The organism is Rhizobium sp. 25PS6 (genome assembly GCF_032464655.1).
Lineage (GTDB): Bacteria > Pseudomonadota > Alphaproteobacteria > Rhizobiales > Rhizobiaceae > Rhizobium > Rhizobium laguerreae.
Window position 1 is genome coordinate 138862 of record NZ_JAWDIV010000016.1, and the last position, 26186, is coordinate 165047.

General features: G+C 62.1%; 19 protein-coding genes. 10 read left to right on the forward strand and 9 right to left on the reverse strand.

The features are described from left to right. Positions 1–57 precede the first annotated feature (57 nt). The gene (glyS, locus tag RWK44_RS23055) at positions 58–2172 is read right to left on the reverse strand and encodes a glycine--tRNA ligase subunit beta (protein ID WP_316029432.1); all 2115 of its coding nucleotides are present in this window, start codon (positions 2170–2172) and stop codon (positions 58–60) included. Between the two features lie 219 nt (positions 2173–2391). Here glyS and RWK44_RS23060 point away from each other — a divergent pair, with 219 nt between their 5' ends. From RWK44_RS23060 to ubiA, 5 genes are all read left to right on the forward strand, one after another. Further along, positions 2392–4701, forward strand: a complete 2310-nt coding sequence (locus tag RWK44_RS23060) for a Tex family protein (RefSeq protein WP_316029433.1) — start codon at positions 2392–2394, stop codon at positions 4699–4701. Between the two features lie 133 nt (positions 4702–4834). Next, the gene (locus tag RWK44_RS23065) at positions 4835–6094 is read left to right on the forward strand and encodes an SAM-dependent methyltransferase (RefSeq protein WP_131666089.1); all 1260 of its coding nucleotides are present in this window, start codon (positions 4835–4837) and stop codon (positions 6092–6094) included. A gap of 67 nt (positions 6095–6161) precedes the next feature. Next, the gene (locus RWK44_RS23070; protein WP_077976573.1) at positions 6162–6743 is read left to right on the forward strand and encodes a histidine phosphatase family protein; all 582 of its coding nucleotides are present in this window, start codon (positions 6162–6164) and stop codon (positions 6741–6743) included. A 127-nt stretch (positions 6744–6870) separates the two neighbouring features. After that, complete coding sequence (locus RWK44_RS23075; RefSeq protein WP_168284052.1) at positions 6871–7683, forward strand: MipA/OmpV family protein; 813 nt, start codon at positions 6871–6873, stop codon at positions 7681–7683. Positions 7684–7843: 160 nt separating this feature from the next. Then, positions 7844–8803 (forward strand): 4-hydroxybenzoate octaprenyltransferase, encoded by a 960-nt coding sequence (gene ubiA, locus RWK44_RS23080; protein ID WP_316029434.1) that lies wholly within the window; start codon positions 7844–7846, stop codon positions 8801–8803. A gap of 83 nt (positions 8804–8886) precedes the next feature. On the opposite strand, the gene RWK44_RS23085 is transcribed toward ubiA, so the two are convergent. Next, complete coding sequence (locus RWK44_RS23085; RefSeq protein WP_027666623.1) at positions 8887–9453, reverse strand: DUF6101 family protein; 567 nt, start codon at positions 9451–9453, stop codon at positions 8887–8889. A 300-nt stretch (positions 9454–9753) separates the two neighbouring features. Here RWK44_RS23085 and RWK44_RS23090 point away from each other — a divergent pair, with 300 nt between their 5' ends. After that, a complete protein-coding gene (locus tag RWK44_RS23090) occupies positions 9754–13083 on the forward strand; it encodes a DUF1217 domain-containing protein (protein ID WP_316029435.1) in 3330 nt (1109 codons plus the stop codon). A gap of 316 nt (positions 13084–13399) precedes the next feature. Here the strand turns inward: RWK44_RS23090 and RWK44_RS23095 are convergent, their stop codons facing one another. From RWK44_RS23095 to RWK44_RS23105, 3 genes are read right to left on the reverse strand one after another with little or no spacing between them, the layout of a single operon-like run. Continuing rightward, on the reverse strand, positions 13400–14836 hold the full coding sequence (locus RWK44_RS23095; RefSeq protein ID WP_316029436.1) for an FAD-binding oxidoreductase: 1437 nt from the start codon (positions 14834–14836) through the stop codon (positions 13400–13402). 32 nt (positions 14837–14868) lie between these two features. Beyond that, complete coding sequence (locus RWK44_RS23100; RefSeq protein ID WP_316029437.1) at positions 14869–15843, reverse strand: L-threonylcarbamoyladenylate synthase; 975 nt, start codon at positions 15841–15843, stop codon at positions 14869–14871. A 58-nt stretch (positions 15844–15901) separates the two neighbouring features. Next, a complete protein-coding gene (locus RWK44_RS23105; RefSeq protein ID WP_131642439.1) occupies positions 15902–16510 on the reverse strand; it encodes a DUF6656 family protein in 609 nt (202 codons plus the stop codon). 414 nt (positions 16511–16924) lie between these two features. Here RWK44_RS23105 and RWK44_RS23110 point away from each other — a divergent pair, with 414 nt between their 5' ends. After that, entirely contained in the window at positions 16925–18169 is a 1245-nt protein-coding gene (locus RWK44_RS23110) for an aromatic ring-hydroxylating oxygenase subunit alpha (RefSeq protein WP_222271376.1), read from the forward strand. 219 nt (positions 18170–18388) lie between these two features. Further along, positions 18389–18856, forward strand: coding sequence for a BA14K family protein (locus RWK44_RS23115; RefSeq protein WP_316029438.1), 468 nt, complete (start codon positions 18389–18391; stop codon positions 18854–18856). Positions 18857–19272: 416 nt separating this feature from the next. Here RWK44_RS23115 and RWK44_RS23120 read toward each other — a convergent pair whose 3' ends face one another. Beyond that, positions 19273–20268, reverse strand: coding sequence for a transporter (locus RWK44_RS23120; RefSeq protein ID WP_222011279.1), 996 nt, complete (start codon positions 20266–20268; stop codon positions 19273–19275). A 209-nt stretch (positions 20269–20477) separates the two neighbouring features. On the opposite strand from RWK44_RS23120, the gene RWK44_RS23125 reads away from it, so the two are divergent. Further along, positions 20478–22256 (forward strand): acyl-CoA dehydrogenase, encoded by a 1779-nt coding sequence (locus tag RWK44_RS23125; protein WP_316029439.1) that lies wholly within the window; start codon positions 20478–20480, stop codon positions 22254–22256. A 9-nt stretch (positions 22257–22265) separates the two neighbouring features. Beyond that, positions 22266–23021 carry a crotonase/enoyl-CoA hydratase family protein gene (locus RWK44_RS23130; protein WP_168257652.1) on the forward strand — a complete coding sequence of 252 codons (756 nt, stop codon included), beginning with the start codon at positions 22266–22268 and terminating at the stop codon, positions 23019–23021. A 79-nt stretch (positions 23022–23100) separates the two neighbouring features. Here the strand turns inward: RWK44_RS23130 and RWK44_RS23135 are convergent, their stop codons facing one another. From RWK44_RS23135 to RWK44_RS23145, 3 genes are read right to left on the reverse strand one after another with little or no spacing between them, the layout of a single operon-like run. Beyond that, entirely contained in the window at positions 23101–24111 is a 1011-nt protein-coding gene (locus tag RWK44_RS23135) for an MBL fold metallo-hydrolase (RefSeq protein WP_168257651.1), read from the reverse strand. 2 nt (positions 24112–24113) lie between these two features. Continuing rightward, positions 24114–25364 carry a class I SAM-dependent RNA methyltransferase gene (locus tag RWK44_RS23140; RefSeq protein ID WP_077976565.1) on the reverse strand — a complete coding sequence of 417 codons (1251 nt, stop codon included), beginning with the start codon at positions 25362–25364 and terminating at the stop codon, positions 24114–24116. Continuing rightward, positions 25361–26146, reverse strand: coding sequence for a TlyA family RNA methyltransferase (locus RWK44_RS23145; protein ID WP_316029440.1), 786 nt, complete (start codon positions 26144–26146; stop codon positions 25361–25363). Before RWK44_RS23145 ends, RWK44_RS23140 begins: the two co-directional genes overlap by 4 nt. Between the last annotated feature and the right edge of the window lie 40 nt (positions 26147–26186).

Sequence of the window (26186 nt, forward strand, 5' to 3'; positions counted from 1 at the left end):
TCTGCATGAATAACGCCACGGCGGCGGCAATGCCAGACCGCCGATGGCGGACGAACATCACCCCGAAATCTTCGAGAAATCCGCAACCGTTCCCGTCGCTTCGCGGATCAGCCGCAGCAGGGCGAGGCGGTTGGCGCGGATGGCGGCGTCCTCGTCGTTGACGAGTACCTCTTCGAAGAAGCGGTCGACCGAGCCGCGCAGCTTGGAGAGCGCTTCCATCGCCGAGCGGAAATCCTCACCGGCAACGGCGTCCGAGGCATCCTTCGAGGCGCTGGAGATTGCGGTGAAGAGCTCCTTCTCGGCATCGAGCTTCAGAAGCGCTGGCGAAACGCCGTCGGCGATCACGGTGCCCTTCTTTTCCTCGGCGGCGAGCAGCTGCGTCGCGCGTTTGGTGCCGGCAAGCAGGTTCTTGCCGTCTTCCGAGGTGATGAAGGCCGTCAGCGCTTCGACGCGGCGCGCCACTATCAACAGGTCGTCGGCATCAGGCGTCAGCACGGCGTCGATCAGATCGTGGCGGGCGCCCTGGTCGCGCAGATAGACCTTGAGACGGTCGTGGAAGAAGGAGAGCAGGTCGCCATCCCTGGTCGTTGCCATCAGCGGCAGGCGGATCCTTCGCTCGAGCAGGATCCTGACGACACCGAGTGCAGCGCGGCGCAGCGCAAACGGATCCTTCGACCCGGTCGGCTTTTCGTCGATCCCCCAGAAGCCGATCAGCGTATCGAGCTTGTCGGCAAGGGCGATGGTGATCGCCACTCTGTCCTCCGGCACGCGGTCCGACGGACCCTGGGGCTTGTAGTGGTCCTCGATCGCTGCGGCAACGGAGGCATTCTCGCCCTGCAGCACTGCATATTTGCGGCCCATCAAGCCCTGCAGCTCCGGGAATTCGCCGACGGCTTCGGTGCGCAGATCGGCCTTGGCGAGCACGGCGGCGCGATCGATGAGAGCCGCGTCGGCGCCGGTGATATCAGCCAATTCCTTGGCCAGCGTGCGGATGCGGGCGACGCGTGCGCCCTGCGTGCCGAGCTTGGCATGGAAGGTCACATTGAGCGCATCGAGCTTGGCCATGCGCTGGTCGAGCGGCTTGTTGATGTCGAGGCCGAACTTTGCCGCCGAAGCCGTGAGCGTATCGAGATCCGGCAGATTGCCCTGGTCGCGCTTCCAGAAATGCAGCGCATCGGAAAGCCTTGCCCGCACCACCTTGCCGTTGCCGTGGACGATTTCCTTGCCGCCGTCGCTTGCCTGGATGTTGGAGACGAGGATGAACTTGTTCGACAGCGTCTCGCTGCCGCTCGCGCGCGTCACGAAACATTTCTGGTTGGTCTTGATCGTCAGCCGGATGATTTCGGAGGGGATCGAGAGATAATCCTCCTCGAAACTGCCCATCAGCACCTGCGGCAATTCGACGAGGCCGGAGACTTCTTCCAGCAGACCTTCGTCTTCCACCAGCTCCAGCCCGTTGGCAAAGGCGATGTCGCGGGCATCGTGCAGGATGATGTCCTTGCGTCGCTCGGCGTCGAGGATGACCTTCGCCTTTTCCAGGTTCGCCGCATAATCGTCGAAGCGCCGCACGGTGATCGCCTCGGGCGCATGGAAGCGATGGCCGTAGGTGATGTTGGAAGCGGTGATGCCGTCGATCTCGAAGGGGATGACGGTAGTCTCTTCATGCTCCGGGCCGAAGGTACAGACGATCGACTGCAGCGGCCGCACCCAGCGCAGGGCGCCGGGCTTCGACGAGGCCTTGCCCCAGCGCATCGATTTCGGCCAGGGAAAATCGCGGATGATGCCGGGCATAATATCGCTGACAATCTCTTCCGTCGCGCGGCCGGGCTTGGAGATGACCGCGACGTAGAAATCGCCCTTCTTCGGATCGCTCACCACCTGCGCCTCGGAAACCGAGGAAAGCCCGGCGCCGCGCAAAAAGCCTTCAATCGCCTTCTCGTTGGCGTCGGTGCGCGGTCCCTTGCGTTCCTCGCGCACATCGGCGGAGCGTGCCGTCAGGCCATGGATGTCGAGCGCAAGCCGCCGCGGCGTCCAGTATTCGCGTGCGCCCTCGTAGGACAGACCCGCTTCGACAAGCGCATCGGTGACGAGCTTCTTCAGGTCGCCGGCAGCCTTGCGCTGCATGCGGGCCGGAATCTCTTCGGAGCGGAGTTCGAGAAGAAGGTTTGGCATGTCGAATTTCCTTGCCTCCCGCGACAGGGGAGGGATGGCATAGGCGCCGGGTCAAAACGTTGCTTCTGCTAGCAAAGAATGGCGCATCTGCACAACCGCAAAATCGCCGTCTTTCCGGCCTGCTTATCCTGTGGATCGGCGTTCGGCCGTAAACTCCAACATTGCCTTGCCGCTTTTCGCCGCTATGGTCCCGCCACCTCTGACGAAACAGGAAATCTCATGGCCGCAGACCTCCGTTTTCTCGCAGTCCGCATCTCCGCCGAAATCAACGCCCGGCCCGAACAGGCCAAAGCCGCCATCGAGCTGCTCGACGAGGGCGCAACCGTGCCCTTCATCGCCCGTTACCGCAAGGAAGTGACGGGTGGGCTGGATGATACGCAGCTGCGCAATCTCGCCGAGCGGCTGGTGTATCTGCGCGAACTCGAAGCCCGGCGCGACGCGATCGTCGAATCGATTACCGGCCAGGGCAAGATGACCGACGAGCTGATGGTGAAGGTCGCAGGCGCCGAAACCAAGGCCGAGCTGGAAGATCTCTACCTGCCCTACAAGCCGAAGCGCCGCACGCGGGCCGAAATCGCCCGCGAACGCGGCCTCGGCCCGCTCGCCGAGACGATCCTTGCCGACCGCGCCAGGGAACCGGCGGCGTTGGCCGAAGGCTTCATCACAGCTGATGTGCCCGATGTGAAGACGGCGCTGGAAGGCGCGCGCGACATCATCGCCGAAGGCATTGCCGAAAATGCCGACCTGCTCGGCAAGCTGCGCGCCCATATGCGCCAGGCCTCGCTGCTGAAGGCGAAAGTCGTCGACGGCAAGCAGGCGACGGGCGAGAAGTTTTCCGACTATTTCGACCATTCCGAACGCTGGGCGACCGCCCCCGGCCACCGCGCGCTCGCCATGCTGCGCGGCTGGAACGAGGAGGTGCTGACGCTGACGATCGAGGCCGACGCCGAGACGACTTCTCCGAACAAGCCGGTCGAACGCATGATCGTGGCGGCCTACGAGATCGGTACGAGCCGTCCCGGCGACCGCTGGCTGATGGAGGTCGCAAGCTGGACCTGGCGCGTCAAGCTTTCCATGTCGCTCTCGCTCGACCTGATGCGGGAACTGCGCGAAAGGGCCGAAGAGGAGGCGATCCATGTCTTCGCCCGCAATCTCAAGGACCTGCTTTTGGCAGCGCCCGCCGGCTCGCGCGCGACGATGGGTCTCGATCCCGGCATCCGCACCGGCGTCAAGGTCGCCGTCGTCGACGGCACCGGCAAGGTGGTGGCGACATCGACCGTCTATCCCTTCCAGCCGAGGAACGACGTGCGTGGCGCCCAGGTCGAACTCGCATCGCTGATCCGCAAGCATAATGTCGAGCTGATCTCGATCGGCAACGGCACCGGCAGCCGCGAAACCGAAAAGCTGGTGGCCGACATGCTGGCCGAGTTGCCGGCGCCGAAGCCGACCAAGGTCATCGTCTCGGAAGCCGGCGCCTCGGTCTATTCCGCCTCGGCGACGGCAGCGGCTGAGTTTCCCGATCTCGACGTGTCGCTGCGCGGCGCCGTCTCCATCGCGCGGCGCCTGCAGGACCCGCTGGCCGAACTGGTCAAGATCGAGCCGAAGTCGATCGGCGTCGGCCAGTATCAGCATGACGTCGACCAGCAGAAGCTGTCGCGTTCGCTCGATGCCGTGGTGGAAGATGCGGTGAATGCCGTCGGTGTCGATCTCAACACGGCGTCAGCGCCGCTGCTCTCGCGCGTCTCCGGCCTCGGCCCGTCGATCGCCGATGCCATCGTCCGCCATCGCGACAGCGAGGGCCGTTTCGAGACGCGAAAGGATCTGCTGAAGGTCGCACGCCTCGGCGGCCGCACCTTCGAGCAATGCGCCGGCTTCCTGCGCATCCCCAACGGCAAGGAGCCGCTCGACTCCTCCTCGGTCCACCCGGAGGCCTATGGCGTCGCCAAGAAGATCGTTGCCGCCTGCGGCCGTGATCTGCGCGCGCTGATGGGCGATAGCGCCGTGTTGAAATCGGTCGATCCGCGCCAGTTTATCGACGAGAAATTCGGTCTGCCGACGGTCAGGGACATTATCGCAGAGCTGGAAAAGCCCGGCCGCGACCCGCGTCCGAGCTTCAAGACCGCGACCTTTGCCGAGGGAGTCAACGAAATTTCCGACCTGAAGCCCGGCATGGTGCTCGAAGGCACGGTGACCAACGTCGCCGCCTTCGGCGCCTTCGTCGATATCGGCGTGCACCAGGATGGTCTGGTGCACGTGTCCCAGCTTGCCGATCGTTTCGTCAAGGACCCTCACGAGGTCGTCAAGGCCGGCGATGTCGTCAAGGTGCGTGTTGTTGAAGTCGATGCCAAGCGCAAGCGCATCGCTCTCTCGATGAAACGTGATGACGGCTCTTCAGCGCCGCCGCCGCGTGGTGATTCTCGCGGAAGTCAGGGTTCCCGGCCGCAGAACGAGCGCCGGCCGGCGGCGCAGAAAGCCGAAAGCCAGGGTGCATTCGGTGCAGCACTTGCCGAAGCCATGAAGCGAAAATAAGGGTTTAGCCGGAATTTCGGCAAAAATGCAACAGTTTGGCAGCGTTCTGAGCGGAGTGCTAAATCCGGCGCTTGTAAGGCGAAAGAGAGCGATTAAGTTGATGTGACCATCCTGTCACATTTGCGAGGCGTCCATGGCGTCGGCATTCTTATCGATCGTCCAGCAAATCGTCCGCAAGGGTTCGTTGAAACTTACCCTTGCCAATGGCGAAACCCATATTATCGGCGACGGCACCGGTGAAACCGTTGTCGCCCGCCTTGCCGATCAGGAGGCCGAGGACGCCATCCGGCGCGACCCGACCATGAAGCTCGGCGAAATGTACATGCAAGGCCGGTTCATTCTCGAACAGGGCAACATCTATGATTTCCTGTCGCTGGTGAAGCAGAACACCACCAACGAGATCTTCGATTTCAAGATGGCGGCACTGCTCCTCGGCCGCATTGCCCGGCAGCAGCTGAAGAGCCGCGTGCCGGTCAATCGCAACAAGCACAATGTCGCCCATCATTACGACCTGTCGGCCAAGCTCTTCGATCTTTTCCTCGACGAGGACTGGCAATATTCCTGCGCCTATTTCGAGCCGCCGGGCATTGGTCTCGACGAGGCGCAGCTCGCCAAGAAGCGCCATATCGCCGCCAAGCTTCTGCTCGAGCCGAACCAGCGCATCCTGGAGATCGGCTCCGGCTGGGGCGGCATGGGCATGTACCTGACGGAGGCGACGGAAGGTGCCGAGTTCACCGGCATCACGCTGAGCGAGGAACAGCTCAAGGTCTCGCGTAAGCGCGCCGAAAAGCGCGGCCTTGCCGATCGGGTGCGTTTCGAACTGCAGGACTACCGCACCATGACGGGCAGGAAGTTCGACCGTATCGTCTCGGTCGGCATGTTCGAACATGTCGGCATCGGCCACTACGGCAATTTCTTCCGCAAGGTATCGGATCTGCTCGACGACAACGGCGTCATGGTGCTGCATTCGATCGGCCGCCCCAAGCCGAGCTTCGGCACCAATGCCTTCATCGAGAAATACATTTTCCCGGGCGGCTACATCCCTTCCGTCGGCGAGGTCGTGCCGCCGCTTGAAAAGGCCGGGCTGCTGGTCAAGGATATCGAAATCCTGCCGCTGCATTATGCCTATACGCTGCGTCATTGGCGCGAGCGTTTCGTGGCGCGCAAGGCCGAAGCGGTAGCACTTTACGATGAGCAGTTCTTCCGCATGTGGGAATTCTATCTGGCGGGTTCCGAAATGGGCTTCCGCTGGGACGAGCTTTTCATCCTGCAGATCCAGATCGCCAAGAACCAGTTCGCCGTTCCCGACAATCGCAGTTACATTGCGCGGAATGAAGCGAAGTTGAAGGAATTCGAGGCGAGGCGCGCCCCGCTCGAAAAGGTGACATTCTGATCCCCCGGAAATGCCGCTTCCGCTGGCGATTTTGCCGAGGAGCCAATTCTCATGAAAGGTTGTGCCGATGAGCAGTGCGTTTCCCGAGATCTACCTGGTCCGCCACGGTGAAACCGAATGGAGCCTGTCGGGGCGGCATACCGGACGCAGCGATATTCCCTTGACGGCGAACGGCGAGGCCGCCGCCCGCAAACTCGCCGACCGGCTGGCGGGCCTTAGCTTCTCCGCCGTCTGGTCGAGCCCGTCCGAGCGGGCCCGCAAGACCTGCGCGCTCGCCGGGTTCGGATCGGGCGCGGTGATCAAGGACGATCTCGCCGAATGGGACTACGGCTCTTATGAAGGCATCACCACCAAGGCGATCCTTGCCAACCGCCCCGGCTGGCAGCTCTTTCGCGACGGCTGCCCGAAGGGCGAATTCGCCGCCGATGTCGGCGATCGCGCCGACGCCGTGATTAGCGGACTTCGTCAAACGGCCGGCACCATCCTGGTCTTTTCGAGCTCGCATTTCCTGCGCGTCCTCGCCGCCCGCTGGCTCGGCCTGCCGCCGGAAGACGGCTCCCGTTTCGTACTCGATACGGCCAGCATCAGCGTGCTCGGCTACGAGCACGATCTGACCGAGCCGGTCATCCGCCGCTGGAACCAGCGGTAAAAACCAGACGCAGTCGTCTGCCTGCTCAATCTCGCCGCCGTGGTTAACATTGGGGTAACGACATCGGGATAGATGTAGCGAGCGCCGCCCTCCGCGGCTTTGTTTTTGCGTTTTCTGGAGTGTGGACGTGTCTCATCGATCAGTCGTATCGATCTCTTTGGCTATTGCCCTTTTATCTGCTGGCTCAGTGGCCGCCCAGGAAAGCGGCCAGCACTTCTGGTCCGGCGACTGGTATCTGAGCGTCGGCGTCGCCGGCTTCTCCGCCCCGAAATTCGAGGGCTCGTCGCACAATGAATTCAAGTTCAGCCCGCTGATCTCGGTCGGCCGCCAAGGCGCCGGCGCGCGTTTTTCCTCGCGCAACGACAATCCTTCCTTCGCCCTTATCGACAAGGGCGCGGTGCGCGCCGGCATCGTCGGCAGGTTCGTGCCGTCGCGCGATGATGGCGACGGCAACGAGCTGAAGGGTTTGAAGAAGGTCAAATGGGGGGCGGAAGCCGGCGGTTTCGTCGAGGTTTACCCGACCGACTTCCTTCGCGCCCGCGCCGAAGTCCGCCAGGGCATCCGCGCCCATGACGGCATCGTCGCCGATCTCGCGGTCGATGCCTTCACCGATATCGCCCCCGACCTGCAACTATCTGGCGGTCCGCGCGCGACCTTCGCTACCAGCGGCTATTACGATGCCTATTACGGCGTCAACGCCAAGCAAGCGGCGGCAAGCGGCCTTGATCCCTACAAGCCGTCGTCGGGCATCCAGTCCTATGGCGCAGGCGCGGCGCTCACCTGGAAGGCGACGGAAAACCTGTCGGCAAGTTCTTTCCTGGAATATAAGCGGCTGGCAGGCCCTGCCGCCGACAGCAGCCTCGTGCGCGAGCGCGGCTCGAAGAACCAGCTGCTGATCGGCGTCTCGGCGACCTACAAATTCAATTTCTCACTGCAGTGATCGACAGCGCCGCGCGTCTTTTCAAGACGCGCAAAGGACGTTTCAACGCTCTGAATTGCTTACAATTCGCCTTCAGCCGATTCCGATTGAAGGAATTATGCGAGTGGCAGTGCAGTGATCGCTTCTTGACCCCATCGACGGCTCGCCGCTAGATGGCGGCATGCACGATACCGGCGACTTCAACGATCGCGTTTCCGACGCACCTTCCGATAACTGGGTCTACCGGATCCTGCCGCGATGGCTGTGGCCTTATGCGCAGCTGGCGCGCTGGGATCGTCCGATCGGCTGGCAACTCCTGATGTGGCCCTGCTTCTGGTCGGCGACACTTGCTTCCAATGCGGCGATCGGCGAGGGGATCTATTCCGGCAGCTTGCTGGTGTCTCATTTGTTCCTTTATTTCATCGGCGCGGTCGCCATGCGCGGCGCCGGCTGCACCTATAATGATCTCGTCGACCACGAGATCGACATGGAAGTGGCGCGCACGCGGTCGCGTCCGCTGCCCTCCGGCCGCGTCACGCGCGCCCACGCGAAAATCTTCATCGGCCTGCAGGCGCTGGTCGGCCTCATCGTGTTGCTGCAGTTCAACTGGCTCAACGTCTTCCTCGGCGTGCTCTCGCTCGGGATCGTGGCGTTCTATCCCTTTGCCAAACGGTTCACCGACTGGCCGCAATTCTACCTCGGACTTGCCTTCTCCTGGGGCGCGCTGATGGGCTGGGCCGGGATTATGGGCGGCCTCTCCTTCGCCGCTATCCTGCTCTACGCCGCCTCCGTCGCCTGGACGATCGGTTATGACACGATCTATGCGCATCAGGACAAGGAGGATGACGAGCTGATCGGCGTCCGCTCCACCGCGCGCCTGTTCGGCGACAGGACACGGTTATGGCTGATCGGCCTTTATGGGCTGACGCTGCTGCTGATGTTTATCGCTTTCACTCTCGCCGGCGCCAATCTCATCGCTTTCCTGGCCCTGCTCGGCGCCGCCGGCATGTTCGCCTGGCAGATCGTCCGGCTCGATATCAACGATCCCGACCAGTGCCTGGCGCTCTTCAAATCGAACAACCGCGTCGGCCTGATCATCTTCTTCGGCCTCTTCGTCTCGCTGCTGTTTGCCATTCCCTGATTGGGACGGTGGATGAAACGATAAACCCGGCGCGGGCGCCGGGTTTCAATGGCATTGCCACATTGGGACTTTCGCGATCTCGCTTAAGTCCGGGCGATAATTTCCTTGCCCTCAATCTTCATGGCGACGCCCAGCCGGCCGGTGGTGCGGCGCACGAGGAAGCGCGGGCGGCGGTTGGCGAAGTAGGAATGACGGCGGCGCGGCTTGAGGTCGCTGGTGCGCAAGGCGCCGATGTGATCTTCGAGCGGCCGGGCGACGCCGTCGGCCTCGACCATCAGCATCGGAATGCGGAAGGCTTCGGACCAACTGCGCCAGTCGGCGGCGATGTCGCTGAGATCATGGGCGACGAGCAGCGGAATGCAGAGCTCCGGATCGGTGTGATGGAGTTCGAGAGTGACAGTGACATCGCCGTCGCCATGGTCGATGGCGCGGGCGGCGACGCCCTTGAAAACGCGCTTCGGCAGCGCAATCGAGAGCGGCAGGCCGCTGGAGGGGAGGACCTTGCGCAGGACCGCACCGCGTTCGTCTATCGTGATATTGACGTCATCCGAACAATCGTGGATGGCGTAGCTGACCTGCTGGGGAAAGCGGGACGGATCGAGGCGTAACGTCGTGCCAGCCCAGGCGGGCTTCATAACGGGATTGTTCATTTCATTCTACCCTTGTCTTACCTGAGAGCCGATTTCCGGTCTTCTCCTTGGGACTTTTCGTCCTCTATGGCCGACAATAGGCAGCCGCCGTTCCGTACAGCTTAAAAATTGCGGTTAAGAAAACTTTGCCTCCTCTGATGGTTATCAAAACCGAATCCGGCAGGGTTTCCGGAAGGTGAACGATGTGGTGTCCTGGAATGACGCATCCGGAGGTAAGCCTCAGGTAAGCTTTCCATGGCAAAATGTGCTCACCAGCATTTCGTCGTTCTTTTAGAGATTTTGCCGAAAAGGGCGCTTTCCATGATCACGGCTTCCCTCGCTTACACGATCCTGTCGCGGGACATGACGTCGAGCCTCAACAGGGTCGCGTCGCAGACGACGGTCAAGAAGGATGCCCAATATTACGCCGACCATATCAACAAGGTCACCAATGTCGACGACTTCCTCGGCGACTACAAGCTCTACAGCTATGCGATGAAGGCCTATGGCCTCGAGGACATGACCTACGCCAAGGCCTTCATGAAGAAGGTGCTGGAAAGCGATCTCACCGATCCCGACAGCTACGCCAACAAGCTCTCCGATACGCGCTACCGCGAATTCGCCGCCGCCTTCAATTTCAACGCGCCGGAGAAGGACGTGCAGACGGATGCGCAGGAGGACGAGCTCATCGGCCTTTACAAGCAATCCTTCGCCGACGCCGAAAAGGCCGCGAACGCCGAGAGCACCTATTACAGCAACAATATCGATAGCGTGCAGAGCGTCGACGATCTGGTCAACAACACCCGGTTGCGCACCTATGTGCTGAAGACCTTCAAGATCGATCCCACCTATGCGTCGAAGGATTTTCTGCGGCAGGTGCTGACCAGCGATCTCAGCGACCCCACGAGCGTCGTCAATACGCAGGGCGGCGACAAGTATAAAGCGCTTGTCGCCCAGTTCAGCTTCAACGCCGACGGCACCGTCACCGGCACGGCCCAGACCGCCGCGCAAAAGGCCTCGGTCATCGAGTCCTACACACTGAATTCCCAATCGGTCATCATCGACAATTCGGTCGGCTCCGACGTCTATTACGTCGGCAAGACGGCGGCCGAATACAACAAGGCCTATTACACCGCCAAGATCGGCACGATCACCAATGTCGATGACCTGGTCGCCGACAACCGGCTGACCTCGTATATCAAGACAGCCTACAGCATGGGTGCCGACTTTACCGCCGCAGCGCTGCGTACCGTGCTGACCGACCCCGGCTATGCCCAGCTGATGGGCTTTACGAATGTCTACAATGCTTTCAATTTCAAGGCGGACGGTTCGACGTCGAGCACGGCGCGCGCCCAGTCTATCGCCCAGGCGAACAACCTGCAGTCGGCTGCGTCGAACACCGGCAGTTATTATACCTTGACCTCGCAATCGAGCAGCATCACCAATGTCGACGACCTGCTCGCCGATGACGTGCTGGCGCGCTATATCAAGGATGCCTATGGTCTCGGCACGAATTTCAGCAATGCCGACCTCAAGAGCATTCTGACGGATCCGGCCTATGCCGCGGCTCAGGGCCATGCCGACATCAATGCCGACTTCAATTTCCAGGCGGACGGTTCGATCAACGGTTCGGTAATTCAGACGGAAGCGCAACGAAAGTCGACCACCGATAAGTCGGCGGCGAACGCCGCGCATTTCAACGGCATGATCGGCAATGTCACCAATGTCGATGACATCATGTCCGATGCCGTTGCCGTCAGCTACATCAGAAACAGCATGCAGATCGCAGACAGCGTCTCAGATGCGACCTTGAGGACCTTCCTGGTCGATCCCACGGCTGCCAGCGCCCAGGGCTATAGCGACGTCCACGATCTTTTCAATTTCAAGACGGATGGTTCTGTCGCCACCCTTTACGCCTCGCAAAGTGCCTCGCAGAGCGCGAGCACCACCAGCAAGGCCAATGATGCGGCCGTCTACTATCAGGCGACCATCGCCGGCATCTCGGACGTCGATCAGTTGCTGGCGGACCAGAAACTGAACAATTTCGTCCGCAACGCCTTCGGCATCCCGTCGACGGTCAGTGATCTCGATCTCAGGAATATCCTGACCGACCAGAGCGGCACCGGCACTTATGCCGACGTTGCTGCTGCCTTCAACTTCAAGGCGGACGGCACGCTTGAAGATGGTATGCAGGCGCAGACGGCCGCCCAGATCAGCAATACGAAAATTAGTGCGACAGCGCGGACCAACGACTATTCCGCACGGATGGGGGCGATCGCCAATGTCGATGATCTCATCGCCGATGACGCCATCACCAATTTCCTGAAGAGCACTTACAATCTGCCGTTCGATATCTCGGATGCCGACCTGAAGAGCATCCTGACCGATGCGACGGCGGCTGCCGCAGCCGGTCACGCCGATCTCAATGCCGACTTCAACTTCGCCGCCGATGGATCGCTTCCTGTCGTCAGCTCGGTCCAGACTGCCGATCAGGCACAGACCACCAACGACAATTACGCGGCGCGCTATGACGACGAGCGCGACGAGGCGATCGACGAGGTCGCATCCAACTACCAGAAGCTTATGGCCGACAGCAGTAGCCTGCTGAATTTCTCCGACGTCAACAGCGTCAATGATTTCCTGCGCAGCAATTCGGCGGCCGATTTCAGCAAGAGCAACGACAATCTACCGGATCTCTTCCATGTGGCGCTGCAGGCTTTCGGCCTGACCGACCAGGACGTATCGCGTTCGATGATGCGCAAGATCCTGACCAGCGATGCCTATGATCCGAACGGCTATGTCGCTTCGCTCAAGGATGAACGCATCACCAACCTTGCGCGCGCCTTCAACTTCGGCCCCGACGGCAAGGCGGCATCACCCTTCCAGGCGCTGCCAGACGCGACCATGGCCAAATACGCCACCGATTATAGATCGCATATCACCATGCTGATGAAGGACGGTCCGGTAAAGGACAAGGCGGCGAAGGACGCGACGGCCGAAGTCGATTATTTCGCCAAGGGCATGGCAAAGGTAAAGTCGCTCGACGATTTCCTCGACGACAGTCGGCTGACCGACCTGGTGCTGAAGGCGAATAACCTTGACCCCGAGGATTACGACAAGGCAACGCTGAAGAAGATCTTCACCTCCGATCCCGACGACAAGAAGAGCTATCTCAACGCCACCGCCGACGCGCGATTCAAGGACATCGTCGCCGCCTTCAATTTCGACAAGGACGGCAACCTGACCCGTGCCAAGATCGGCACCATCCAGAACAAGGCGGCCGAGGAACACACCCAGGAGCTCTACGTTCAGCAAACGATGGAGAACCAGGAGGGCGAAAGCAACGACGGCGTCCGCCTGGCGCTCTATTTCAGCCGCAAGGCCTCGAGCATCACCTCGATCTATGGGATCCTCGGCGACAGGGCGCTTTATCAGGTCATCACCACAGCCTACAGCCTGCCGTCGCAGATCTCCGGCATGGATGTCGCCAAGCAGGCCGATCTCATCAACCGCTTCGTCAAGCTCGAGGATCTCCAGGATCCGAAGAAGGTCGATAAGCTGCTGCGGCGGTTCACCGCGATGTACGACGTCCAGAACGCCACCCAGCAGTCGCCGGCGCTGATGATCCTGACCAACGGCGGCACGCAGTAGGCCTAAGGCGATTCCCGGCAAAGTACGCAGCGGGTTTCCCCCGCGCTTCGTCGTCCCAGGCTTGAGCTACAGCTGTCCGGTTGGCGTCAATGACTGCCCCTCACCCTAACCCTCTCCCCGTAAAAACGGGGCGAGGGGACGTGCCCTGCGAGAGGTGAGCGGGGGACGGAGAGGTTGCGGCATATCCCCTTCGCCCCGTTTACGGGGAGAAGGTGGCGGCAGCCGGATGAGGGGCCGGCATCGGCGATCTCTTGGGCCGAGTAGCAGGAGATGACATTGAACTCGCGCTCTCAACCATGGGGAAATGCCCTGATCGTTAACCTCGCGGATCGAGGCTGACAACCTTTCCCGGGTTCATGATATCGGCTGGGTCGAAGGCGCGCTTGATGCGGCGCATCAGCTCGATTTCGATCGCTGGCCGGATCGCCGCCAGTTCGTCGCGCTTCAGCTGACCGATGCCGTGCTCGGCCGAAATCGAGCCGCCATGCGCAAGCACCAGTCCATGCACGATTTGGTTCATCTCATGCCAGCGGGCAATGAAGGCGTCCTTGTCGGCGCCGAGCGGCTGGGAAATATTGTAATGGATGTTGCCGTCGCCCATATGGCCGAAGGCGCAGATGCGGGCGCCGGGCATCGCCGCCATCACCGCTTCTTCGGCCTCGGCCATGAAATGCGGGATCTTCGACACGGGCACGGAAACATCGTGCTTGATCGATCCGCCTTCCGGCTTCTGCGCGTCCGACATGCTCTCGCGCATGTGCCAGAGCGCCTTCTGCTGGGCTACCGATGAGGCGATTGCGGCGTCGAGCACCAGCCCGGCCTCGAAGCCCTGTTCCAGCACGCCACTCATCATCCGTTCCGCCGTCTCGGCCGAATCCGACGTCGAAATGTCGATCAGCACATACCAGGGATAGGCGGCCTCGAGCGGATCGCGCACGCCGTCGATATGGCGCGTGGTGATCTCGACGCCGAAACGCGGCATCAGCTCGAAACCGGTGAGCGAGGCGCCGCAGAGGCTGGAGGCGAGGTTGAAGAGGGCAAGGGCGTCCGTCACCGAATTCAGGCCGGCGAAGGCCACTTGGTGGCCGAGCGGCTGGGGAAAGAGCTTCAGCACCGCGCCGGTGATGATGCCGAGCGTGCCTTCGGCGCCGATGAAGAGATCGCGCAGGTCGTAGCCGGTATTGTCCTTCTTCAGGCGGCGTAAACCGTCCCAGATCTCCCCGGTCGGCAGCACCACTTCAAGGCCGAGGCAGAGCTGACGTATATTGCCATAGGCAAGCACGGCCGTGCCGCCGGCATTGGTGGAAAGGTTGCCGCCGATGCGGCAGGAGCCCTCCGAGCCGAGAGACAGCGGAAACAGCCGCCCATGCGCCTCAGCTGCCTTCTGCACCTCGGCCAGGATAGCGCCGCCATCGGCCACCAGCACATTCGCCACCGGATCAACATCGCGAATTCTGTTCATGCGTTCGAGCGACAGGATGATATCGGACTTGCCCTGACGCGGTGTCTGGCCGCCGACGAGGCCGGTATTGCCGGTCTGCGGCACGATCGCCGTTCCGGTCTCCGTTGCAAGCTTCATGATATCCGAGACTTCCTCAACCGAGCCGGGTTTCAAGAGGAGAGGGGAGGAGCCGTGATAGAGCCCGCGGTTTTCGATCAGATGCGGCGCAAGATCGGCCTCGCTGCGAAGCGCGTATTTTTCGCCGACGATCGCCACGAAGCGGTCGAGATCCTCGTTGGAAATGCTGCTCATCGGGCTCGATTCTCCATCCTGTTTCCGGTCCTTCAGTCGCGGGGCGCGGCTGCCCGCTGCAGGCGGTCGTTGATCGCCTCGCCGAGCCCCTCCTTGGGAATCGGCGAAAAGGCGATGCTCTGAGCGCCGCTGGCATCGGCCCGCTTCATATAGTCGAAAAGATTGGCGGCAGCCTCTGCCAGGTCGCCTCGCGGGCTGAGATCGAGGACGATCCGCGCACTGTCCGCGCCGGAGACCGCAGCGCTGCCGAAGGCGATCAGCGCTTCGCCGGGTTCGACTGCCGTTGCATTGAGGCGCACGGAAGCACCCGGCGCGTAATGCGAGGCAAGCATGCCCGGTGCCTCGATGGCCGCCGATGCCGTCTTCGCCCGCAGCAGCGGTTGGCCTGCAACACGCTCGATCTCGCGCGCCGCCAGTCCACCCGGCCGAAGCAGCCTGAGTTGGCCGCCCTCTGCCTTGACGATCGTCGATTCGACGCCGACAGCACTTGAACCGGCATCGAGGATCAACGGGATTTTCGCTCCGAGATCGGCTTCGACATGGGCAGCACTCGTGGCGCTGACCCCGCCTGAGGTATTGGCACTGGGGGCCGCGAGCGGCCGTCCGAAGGCGCCGATCAAAGCGCCAGCGAACCCCTTCGGCACGCGGATGCCGACGCTGTCGAGCCCCGCGGTCGCCAGCGAATGGATCGAGCTCTGAGGCTTTAGCGGCAGCACGAGGGTGAGCGGGCCGGGCCAGAAGGCTTCAGCGAGCGCTCGCGAGACCGGGTCGAACTCGGCATGTTCTTGAGCCATTGCGAGGTCGGCCATATGACAGATCAGCGGGTTGAAGCGCGGCCGTCCCTTTGTCTCGTAGATGCGGGCAATGGCCAAAGGATTGGTGGCGTCGGCGGCAAGGCCGTAGACGGTCTCCGTCGGGATGGCGATGGCAAAGCCGTCGGCAAGAGCGGCTGAGGCCGCCTCCAGCGCTGCCTGCCTGTCTGCCGTGATATCGATCGTGCGTGCCATGTCCTGCCCGTGTTCCTCCCGGCAGTCATTAGGCTTTCCGCCGCCCGCGATCAATCGCTTAAAGCTGCCGGATGATTTCGCGCAGCTGTTCGTTGCGGGCGCCGAGCAGCAGGATGTTGCGGATCGCCGCCTGCGGATCGTGGGTGCGGAAAAGCAGGCCGTTGCCGCGCACCGACCGGTCGATGGTCATCTTTTCCGCGGACTCTTCGCCTGGCTTTATGGCGACGGCGAAATACATGCGGGAATAACCGACGTCGATGCGCTCGAAGAAATTGTCGTTGTCGCCGATGTCGGAGTAGAAATTGGCGATATAGAAAGCCCAGCTCACCTCCTCGTAGCGGGCGAACTTCGTCCGTGCGGCGGTGACGTGGCAATAGCCGAGATGCGGGCTATCCTGCAGCGTCCGGTGGAAGATCATCTTCGGAAACTGGATCGAATGGTGGAAACCGTTGATGTTCTGATGCGTTTTTTCGCCGGCCACCTGCAGCTTGCGGCCGGTCTTTGCGGCGACCTCGTCATGGGTGAAATACCGCTTTTCCTCTGCCAGCCAATGCCGCCGCTCGCGGGGAATGCGGCCGGTGCGCAAGAATTCGGAATGAGCGGCAATCAGCTGCGGCTCTTGCGATCTGCTCGCATCTTTCGCGTCGAAATAACGGAGTTTGGCCATGGTTCGCGTTCTTCGGTCGGTCGGTGATCACCAGGAGGATAGGACCGTATGCTTAAGGCGATGTTAAAAAAATAGTCTCGCAGCCGGCCGGCGGAAGGGCAAATTCCGGCAGATGTCGCAAACGAGACGGCGGTCGATCTCGGCAGCAGACCTCTTTGCGGAGCGGGTCTTTACGCCATGTCGCAATTGACGATAATTGCCCGGAGAGTCGGGCGATGTCATCGACTGGGATCGGCAGCTTGCGGCTTGCCGCATCCTGTCGTCAATTTCGAAGCCGATGTCGCATTACAACCAAGCGGCAGGCAAGCTCGGTGATTAAATGCATGAACAACTCTCCCGAAGGAGAAGGAAGCGGGCGCGCTTTCGCCGGCCTTCTTGCCGGAAGGCGGCAGCCGGGTGCACGAGGACATGAAGATGGATATTCGCAGCAACGTTTTGCGTCAGCTCAAGAGCCGCCGTGAGGGCTTCAGCCTCGAGCAGCCGTTCTATATCGACGAGGATTATTTCCAGCTCGACATGGAGATGATCTATTATCGCGACTGGCTGTTCATCGGCCATGATTGCGAACTGCCGAAGCCGGGGGCCTATTTCACAGTTCAGATCGGCAGCTATCCCGTCGTCATCGTCCGCGGCCGCGACAATGTCATCCGCGCCTTCCACAATAGCTGTCGTCATCGCGGCTCGCGCGTCTGCACCAAGGAGCATGGCTCCTCCGTGCGTCTCGTCTGCCCCTACCATCAGTGGACCTATGATCTCGAAGGCAAGCTCGCCTTCGCCCGCCACATGGGCGATGATTTCGACAAGACCGGGTTCAATCTGAAGCCCGTCCATTGCGAAATCGTCGCAGGCTATGTGTTCATTTGCCTTGCCAACACTGCCCCCGATTTCCAGCCGGTGCGCGACAAGATCGAACCCTATGTCGCGCCGCACCGGATCAGCGAGAGCAAGGTCGCCTTCCAGAGCACGATCATCGAGAAGGGCAACTGGAAGCTTGTCTGGGAAAACAACCGCGAGTGCTATCACTGCGCCGCCAATCACCCCGAGCTCTGCCGCACCTATCCCGAAGCCCCGAGTGTCACCGGCACGGATGGCGGTGCCGACGATCCGGAGATCGCCGGCCATTGGGCGCGTTGCGAGGCCGCTGGCCTGCCGAGCAAGTTCCAGATTTCGCCGGACGGTCAGTTCCGCACCGCCCGCATGCCGCTGATCGAAGATGCCGAGAGCTACACCATGTCGGGCAAGAGTGCCGTCAAGCGCCCGCTCTCCGACGATATCTCGATCAGCCACATCGGCACCATGCTGCTCTTCCATTACCCGACGACGTGGAACCATCTGCTCGGCGACCACGCCATCTCCTTCCGGGTGCTGCCGCTCAGTGCCAATGAGACGGCGGTGACGACCAAGTGGCTTGTCCACAAGGATGCCGTCGAAGGCGTGGATTATAATCTCGAGGAACTGACCCACGTCTGGACCGAGACCAACGATCAGGATCGCCGCATCGTCGAGGAAAACGCCTTCGGCATCCGCTCGCCCGCCTATGAGCCAGGCCCCTATTCTTCCCTGCATGAGGGCGGCGTCATGCAGTTCCTCGAATGGTATTCGAACTTCATGGTGAACCGTCTGCAGGGCGACCAGGCGAAAATTTCCGCCGTGGCCTAATGCATTTAGCCCGGAACTGTTACGGTTCCGGGATAACGGCATGCATGAACAAAGGACTGAAGTGCGTTCCGGGCGACATCATCGGCCTCCCGGTTAATGCCCGGTTCAGATCGATTTCTGTACACATACGAAAGCAGCTGGCCCCGGCCGCTTTCGGAACCATTCCGGCACGAAAGCGTTGCTGAGCAGGCGGTTATCGCTGTTGAATGGGAGAGAAGAATGTTCGGTTTGAGTAACAAGATCGCGACCGCAATTCTGGCGGCCGCCGTGGTGCTGACGGGCTTTGCGCCGTCGCAGGCAATCCAGATGCCCACCGCCCCGCACGTGGAAAAATCCTCCGCCGTCGAGAACGTGCAGTACCGCCGCTATTATCGCCCCGGTTACCGGCCTGGCTATCGTCCCGGCGCCTACTACCGGCCCGGCTATTACGGTGGCTATCGCGGATATTCCTATTACCGCCCGGGATACCGCCGCTATAACGGCTACTGGTATCCGCTCGCCGCCTTCGGCGCCGGCGCGGTCATCGGCGGCGCGATTGCCGCACAGCCGCGTTACGTCGCACCTGCGCCCCGCATGGGTTCGAGCCACGTCGCCTGGTGCGCCAACCGCTACCGGTCCTACCGCGCCTACGACAACACGTTCCAACCCTATAACGGCCCGCGCCAACAGTGCTATTCGCCGTATTGAGGTCGGGTCTAGGAGACGCGCTACCCATCCGCTGCTTCGCGTGCTCCTTCAGCCAGGCGCTTACCTCCCTCATTCCTGTGCTTGTCACAGGAATCCAGCGCACCCAAGTCCTTGGGTGCAAAAGACTCTTTTCGTTTGAGGTATCGGTTCATTCACCGCGCAGACGCGCGGTGGCTGGATTCCTGTGACGAGCACAGGAATGAGGGAGGGATAGGGGGTGCCTCGCGGCAGCGGTGGCCTGCGAATGTGTCCCTCCGCCCAACTATCCTCCGTCGTGCCCGGGTTACGTCTCGATTCCCCACTTCTCCTCAGCGGGAGAAGTGGTGGAAGGCGCGGTGGGTCCGCCGGACGCACAGATTCACGGGCGTTCTGATCCCAGACCGCCCTGCGGTTTTGGCATGCCCGGCCGCCCTGCCTCAAAGAATATCCACCCGCCTCAGCAGCCACCAGGCAAGGGCGACGGAGCCGACGATGAGGACGACGGCGTATTCGGTGCCGTAGTCGCCGACGGCGAAGGGCAGGTTTGCCGTGTTCATGCCGAAAAAGCCCGTGACCAGGGTCGGCGGCAGCAGGAAGGCCGTCATGATCGACAGCAGATAGAGGTGACGGTTGGTTTCGGAGGATTGTTTCGAATCGATTTCTTCGTGCAGCAGGCGTGCCCGGTCCTGCAGCGCATAGATATCGTGGTCGACCGTTTCCAGCCGGCCGGTCAGCCGCCGCGCCACGTCGTCGAAGCCGAAGGGCATTTCGTCGTCGTCGGCCGCCGCCGCCCGGCGCATCAGCGCCAGCACTGTGCGCAGATGCCGATGCAGCCTGACCACGGTGCGCCGCACCGGCGCCAGGCGCCGGCGTTCATCGCGTTGTGCGCTGTCGTAGACGATATCCTCGATCTGGTTCAGCTCTTCGGTGAGCTCGATGACGATCGCGATCAACGTCCGCTGGAATTCGGTCACCAGCAGTTCGAACAGATCGACCGGCCGCGAGAATTTGCCCGGATTCTTCTCGATCAGGGCGCGTGCCCGTTCGACGCTGCGCAGCGGCTGCAGCCTTGTTGTGATGAGGAAGCGGTCAGACATGGCGAAATGCAGCCAGCCGAGATTGTTGGTATCTTCGGCGAAATCGCGCTGACAGTCGACAAGCGTGCCATAAAGCATCTGCTCATCGACGGTGATGGCCGCATGCGTATCCCGCGTCGTCAGCGCCGACTTCGCGTCCTCCGTCAGCCCCTCCAGCGTCTCGAGCAAGGCCGGCACGCGGGCGTCGACAAGGTTGAGGTGCAACCAGTAGAAACAGTTGTCGGCGGTCAGTTCCGCCACCGTCGCACCATTGTTCAGCCGCACCGCGGTCTTTTCATCCGGCGAGAAGCGATAGGCCCAGACAAAACCGGGTATGTTGACAGGCAATGTGTCCACTGTTCGCCGGTCCTTTGCGAAGGCGATGTCTTTCCTTAGAGTTTGTTCATGACGTCCATTTGGCCGACGGTGCAAGAGCAAAGCGTCATTTCCGCCAAACTATCGCATGACCACTGAAGAAATCGAAATTGACGCTTACGTAAAAATCAACTAGCCCTTGCCTCGGAGGGGCTTTGCCGCGCGCGAAGCCGGTCTGCGGAGGAAAAATCATGTACAAGGCGCCCGTCGAGGAAATTGCATTCACGCTGAAGCATGTCGCCGGCATGGGCGAGGCAATTTCAAAGGGGCTTCTCGGCGATCTCGGCGAGGATCTCGTCGACGCCATCCTCGCCGAGGCGGGGCGTTTTGCCACAGAGGAAGTGGCCCCGCTTGCCGAAATCGGCGATCGCCAGGGCGCTCGTCTGGAGGGTGGCGAGGTCCGGCTGCCGGATGGCTGGCGCGATCTCTACCGCCATTGGATTGCCGGCGGCTGGAACGGACTGACGGCGCCCGAGACTTTCGGTGGCCAGGCCTTGCCGCATATGCTGAATGTCGCAGCACTTGAAATGTGGAATTCCGGTTCCATGGCCTTCGCGCTCGCTCCGACGCTGACGATGGGCGCCATCGAGGCGGTCAGCACCCATGGCAGTGCTGCGCTGAAAGACAAATATCTGAAAAAGATGGTCTCCGGCGAATGGACCGGCACCATGAACCTGACTGAGCCGCATGCCGGCTCCGATCTCGGCGTGCTGAAAGCCCGCGCCGAGCGCCGCGACGACGGCAGCTACCGCCTCTTCGGCCAGAAGATCTTCATCACCTGGGGCGAACATGACGCGGCCGACAACATCATTCATCTGGTGCTGGCCCGTCTGCCGGATGCGCCGGCCGGCACACGCGGCATCTCGCTCTTCCTGGTGCCGAAATTTCTGGTGAACGACGATGGCTCGCTTGGCGCCCGCAACGATCTGTTCTGTCACTCGCTGGAGCACAAGCTCGGCATCCATGGTTCGCCGACCTGCACGATGATCTACGGCGACGGCAAATTCGGCGATGAAAAGGGCGCTGTGGGCTGGCTGCTCGGCGAGGAGAACAAGGGGCTCGCCTGCATGTTCACGATGATGAACAATGCCCGCCTTGCCGTCGGCATGCAGGGCGTGGCGATCGCCGAGGCCGCCACCCAGAAGGCGCTCGCCTATGCCCGGGAGCGCACCCAGGGCAGGGCGCCGGGCTGGACCGGCGTCGGCATGAGCCCGATCGTCGACCATCCCGACGTCGCCCGCATGCTGCTCACCATGAAGGCTCTGACCCAAGGCGCGCGCGCCATCTCCTATGCCTGCGCCCATGCGATCGACATGTCACACCGGGCAGGTGACACCAGTCGCCACTGGCAGGAGCGCGCCGCCCTTTTGACGCCGATCGCCAAATCCTTCTCGACCGATGCCGGCGTTGACGTCGCCTCGCTCGGCATTCAGGTGCATGGCGGCATGGGCTTCATCGAAGAGACGGGTGCCGCGCGTTATCTCCGCGATGCCCGCATCGCCCCGATCTACGAGGGCACCAACGGCATCCAGGCGATCGACCTCGTCGCCCGCAAGCTGCCGCTTTCCGGCGGCAATCAGGTGAAGGGTTTCATCGCCGAGCTTAGAGAGATCGCCGACGACGTCCGCCGCTCCAATCTCAATGGTTTCGGCGAGACCGCTGTGAGGCTCGACGCGGCGATCGCCGACCTCGAGCAGGCGACCGCCTGGCTGATAAAGACGCTTGCCGATGACCAGACCGCCGCGGCGCTCTCCGGCGCTACGCCTTACCAGCGCCTGTTCGGCCTCGTGCTCACCGGCTGTTATCTCGCCAAGGGCGGTCTCGCCGAGAGCGCCGATGGCGCGGCCGAAAACCGCATCGCGCTATGCCGCTTCGCCACCGAAAACCTGCTTGCCGAGACCGCAGCCCTGCGCGACCGCGTCGTCAATGGCGCGGCAAGCCTTGCCGCCGCCCGCATCCTGCTTGCCTGAGGAAACCAAATGACCGATCACATCATCGTCGAGCAGCCTTCCGCCCATCCCGGCGTCCAGTTGATCCGCTTCAACCGGCCGGAGAAGAAAAACGCCATCACCCGCGCCATGTACCGAACCATGGCCGATGCGCTGAATGCGGCGAATGCCGATCCCGCCATCCGCGTAACCGCCTTCCTCGGCACCGAAGGCTGTTTCTCGGCCGGCAACGACCTCAACGATTTTCTCGCTGCTGCAATCGGCAGAGGCGGCCTCGGCCAGGAAATCCTCGATTTCCTCTATGCGCTTGTGAAGGCCGAAAAACCCGTCGTCTCCGGCGTCGACGGCCTGGCGATCGGCATCGGCACGACGATTCATCTCCATTGCGACCTGACCATCGCCTCCAGCCGCAGCCAGTTCCGCACCCCCTTCGTCGATCTGGCGCTGGTGCCGGAGGCAGCTTCGAGCCTCGTCGCGCCGCGCCTGATGGGTCTCCAGCGCGCCTTCGCCATGCTTGCGGCCGGCGAAGCTTTCTCGGCAGAGGAAGCGAGGGAAGCCGGCCTGGTCTGGAAGGTCGTCGAGCCAGGCGAGGTCGATTCACTGACGCTTGGCCTGGCGGCAAAGCTCGCGGCCAAGCCGCCGGAGGCGCTGCGCATCGCCCGCGATCTCATTCGCGGCGACCGCGGCGAGATCATCGCCCGCATCGACGAGGAGGCCCGCCATTTCTCCGCGCGGCTGAAAAGCGCCGAGGCCCGGGCGGCTTTCGAAGCCTTCATGCGCCGCTAAGCGCCGCCTGGCATCGCTTCGCGGCAATCTCGGTCGTTTCCGAAGAATCTATGGCAGTGTGGCAGCAAACGCATGCCGATCAGACTGCGGGCACGTCGAATACTTCGCCGGCCCTGAGCGGCCGGAACCGTTCCGGGGGAATATCATGCTCGCGCATTGCGTCTTGCAACGCTCTTGCCGGCGCATCGACCGCTTCATTCGTCAGTTGGAACGTGGCGAAGTGATGCCCGGCCACATAGGCCGCATTGGCCAACTTCATCCCGATCACCGCCTCCTGCGGATTCTGGTGCTGCCCTTTCATGAACCATCGCGGCTCGTAGGCGCCGAAGGGTAAGATGGCCAGACGAAAGCCGCCATGCTTCTGCTGTGCCGCTGTGTAATTGATGCCGTGGTGAAAGCCGGTATCTCCGACGTGATAAATTTTTCCGGCTGGAGTCGACAAAACGAACGACGCCCAGAGTGCCATCCGGCGATCGGCGGTTCCGCGGGCGGACCAATGGTGTGCAGGCTCCGCATCAATGCTTATTCCGGCGTGCGAAATGCGCTCGCCCCAGTCCATCGATGTCGTCTCTATATCAGGCACGGCACGGCGTATGATCGTGTCATTGCCGAGTGGCGTCACGACACGCGGCCGATGCTTCGCACCCAACCGCCTGAGCGTTGCGATATCGAGATGATCATAATGATTGTGCGATACCAGCACGAGATCGATTGGCGGCAAATCATCGAACGCGATGCCCGGTGGGACGACGCGCTTGGGTCCGGCAAAAGCCAAGGGACTCGCGCGCTCCGACCACACCGGGTCGGTGAGGATATTCAGTCCGGCGACCTGCACGAGCATTGTTGCATGGCCGACCATGGTCACCCTTAGGTCCTCGCCGTCGACGTATGGATCCGGCTTGGCCGCCGCGTACGGACTTGGGACCGACCTCGGCCAAGGCTCACGGCCACCGCCGAATTGCCACCGCATCAGATCACGGAAACCAAGGGGCTCAATACCTTCGGGATTGAAGAAATGCGTGCCGTCGAAATGATCGGACACGGGGCCGTTATAGTATGGGTTGCGTCTTTTGGTCTTTTCGACAGACACGCCTATTTCTCCAGCGTCGCCACCACCTCGACATGCGAGGTCCAGAGGAACTGGTCGATCGGCGTCACGCCGGTAATGCGGTAGCCGCCCTCGACGAGGATCGCGAGATCCCGCGCCAGCGTCAGCGGATTGCAGCTGACGGCCACGATCCTCTTCACGCCTGAGCGGGCGAGTTCCTGGCACTGGAACTCGGCTCCGGCGCGCGGCGGATCGAAGACGACGGCGTCAAAGGGCTTGAATTCCTGCGTCATCAAAGGACGGCGAAAGAGATCGCGCTTTTCGACGGTGATCGGTTTCAGCCCTTGCGTGTTGCGGGCCGCATGATCGAGTGCGGCGAGCGCCTTTGCCTCGGCTTCGACGGCGTGCACACGGCCGATCCGCGCCAGGCGCAGCGAAAACGTGCCGGAGCCGGCAAAGAGATCGGCGATCCGCTTCGACTTGCCGACATGAGCAAGCACTAGTTCGGCCATCGCCTCTTCCGCGGGCTTGGTTGCCTGGGTGAAGCCGCCCGGCGGCGGTGAAACCTGGACGCCGCCGAATTCTACCATCGGCTTCGACGGCTCGACCAGGATTTCGCCGTTCAGCGAAACACGGGCGATGCCGCGCAGGCTGAGCGCGGTCTCGATCGCCTTGCGCCGCTGCGGGTCGGAGAGCTTCTTCACGTCGTCGACTGAGATGTCGAGGCCGGAAAGCGTTTCGAGTACGGCGACGCGGAAGGGTTCGGCACTGGTCGCGAGCGATGCAGCCATCGCCCTGATCGCCGGCAGCCGGGCGATGATCCCTGCCGACGAGATCGGACATTCCTCGATGGCGACGATATGGTGGCTTTCGGCCTGGTTGAAGCCGATTAGCATGTCCTTCTCGGTCTTGCGCGCCGCAAACACCACGCGCCGCCGTTCGCCCGGCCGAGCCGGAACGATCTCCCCGACCTCTGATGTCAGCCCCTTCGATTTCAACGCATCGATGACCAACTGTCGCTTGAAGGCGCGGTAGGGCGCATCTGCCATATGCTGCAGCGTGCATCCGCCGCAGGTGCCGTTGACGCCATCCGGGCCGAAATGCCGGCAGGGCGGCTCCTGCCGGTCGGGCGAGGGCGTCGTGATCGACATGATCGTGCCCTGGCTCTTGACCCGGGCAATCGCCACCGTTTCGCCGGGCAGGGAAAAGGGCACATAGACAGGTCCGCCGGCGCTGCTGGCGATACCGTCGCCCTGGGCGCCGAGCTTCTCGATCTTGACGGTTTCGGTGCTCACGGTTTCAATCCTGCCAGAAGAAATTCCTGATTGCCATCGCCGCCGGAAATCGGGGAGGGGATGAGGCCGAGGCTTTTCCAGCCCATATCCTCGATGAACCAGCGCTCCAGTTCCGCAGCAACGGTGGGAGCGGACGAGGGGTCCTTCAGCATCCCGCCCTTGCCGATCGCCTCGCGCCCGGCCTCGAACTGCGGCTTGACCAGCAGCACGGCGACAGCGCCGGGTTCGGCGATCTCAAGAGCCGGCGCGAGCGCCAGTCTCAGCGTGATGAAGGAGACGTCGGAAACAATGAAAGTGGCGGGATGGCCGATATCGTCTGCCGTCAGGTTGCGGGCGTTGAGGCCCTCCCTGTTCGTCACCCGCGGATCGCCTGATATGCGCGGATGCATCTGGCCATGGCCGACATCGATCGCGGTGACATGCGCGGCACCGCGCTGCAGCAGCACCTCGGTGAAGCCGCCGGTGGAAGCACCGACATCGAGACAGTGATGGCCGACGGGATCGAGCCGGAAATGGTCAAGTGCGGCGGCAAGCTTCAGTGCGGCGCGCGAGACATAGTCCTGCGCCGGATCGTCGATCTCGATTGCCGCGTCTGCGCTAAACAGCGCGCCGGCCTTCGTGACCACCTGGCCACCGATCCTGACGGTGCCGCGCTGCACGGCGTCGCGGGCGCGTGAACGGCTGGCAAAGAGGCCGAGGGAGACGAGAAGCTGGTCGAGGCGTTGGGTGTTTTGATCTGACATCGGCTGTGCATGACCGGCAAAGCCGCCGGTTGCAAGCATTTTGTTCCCCAGACTGTCATTGACCCTCGAAAGCTTTCGG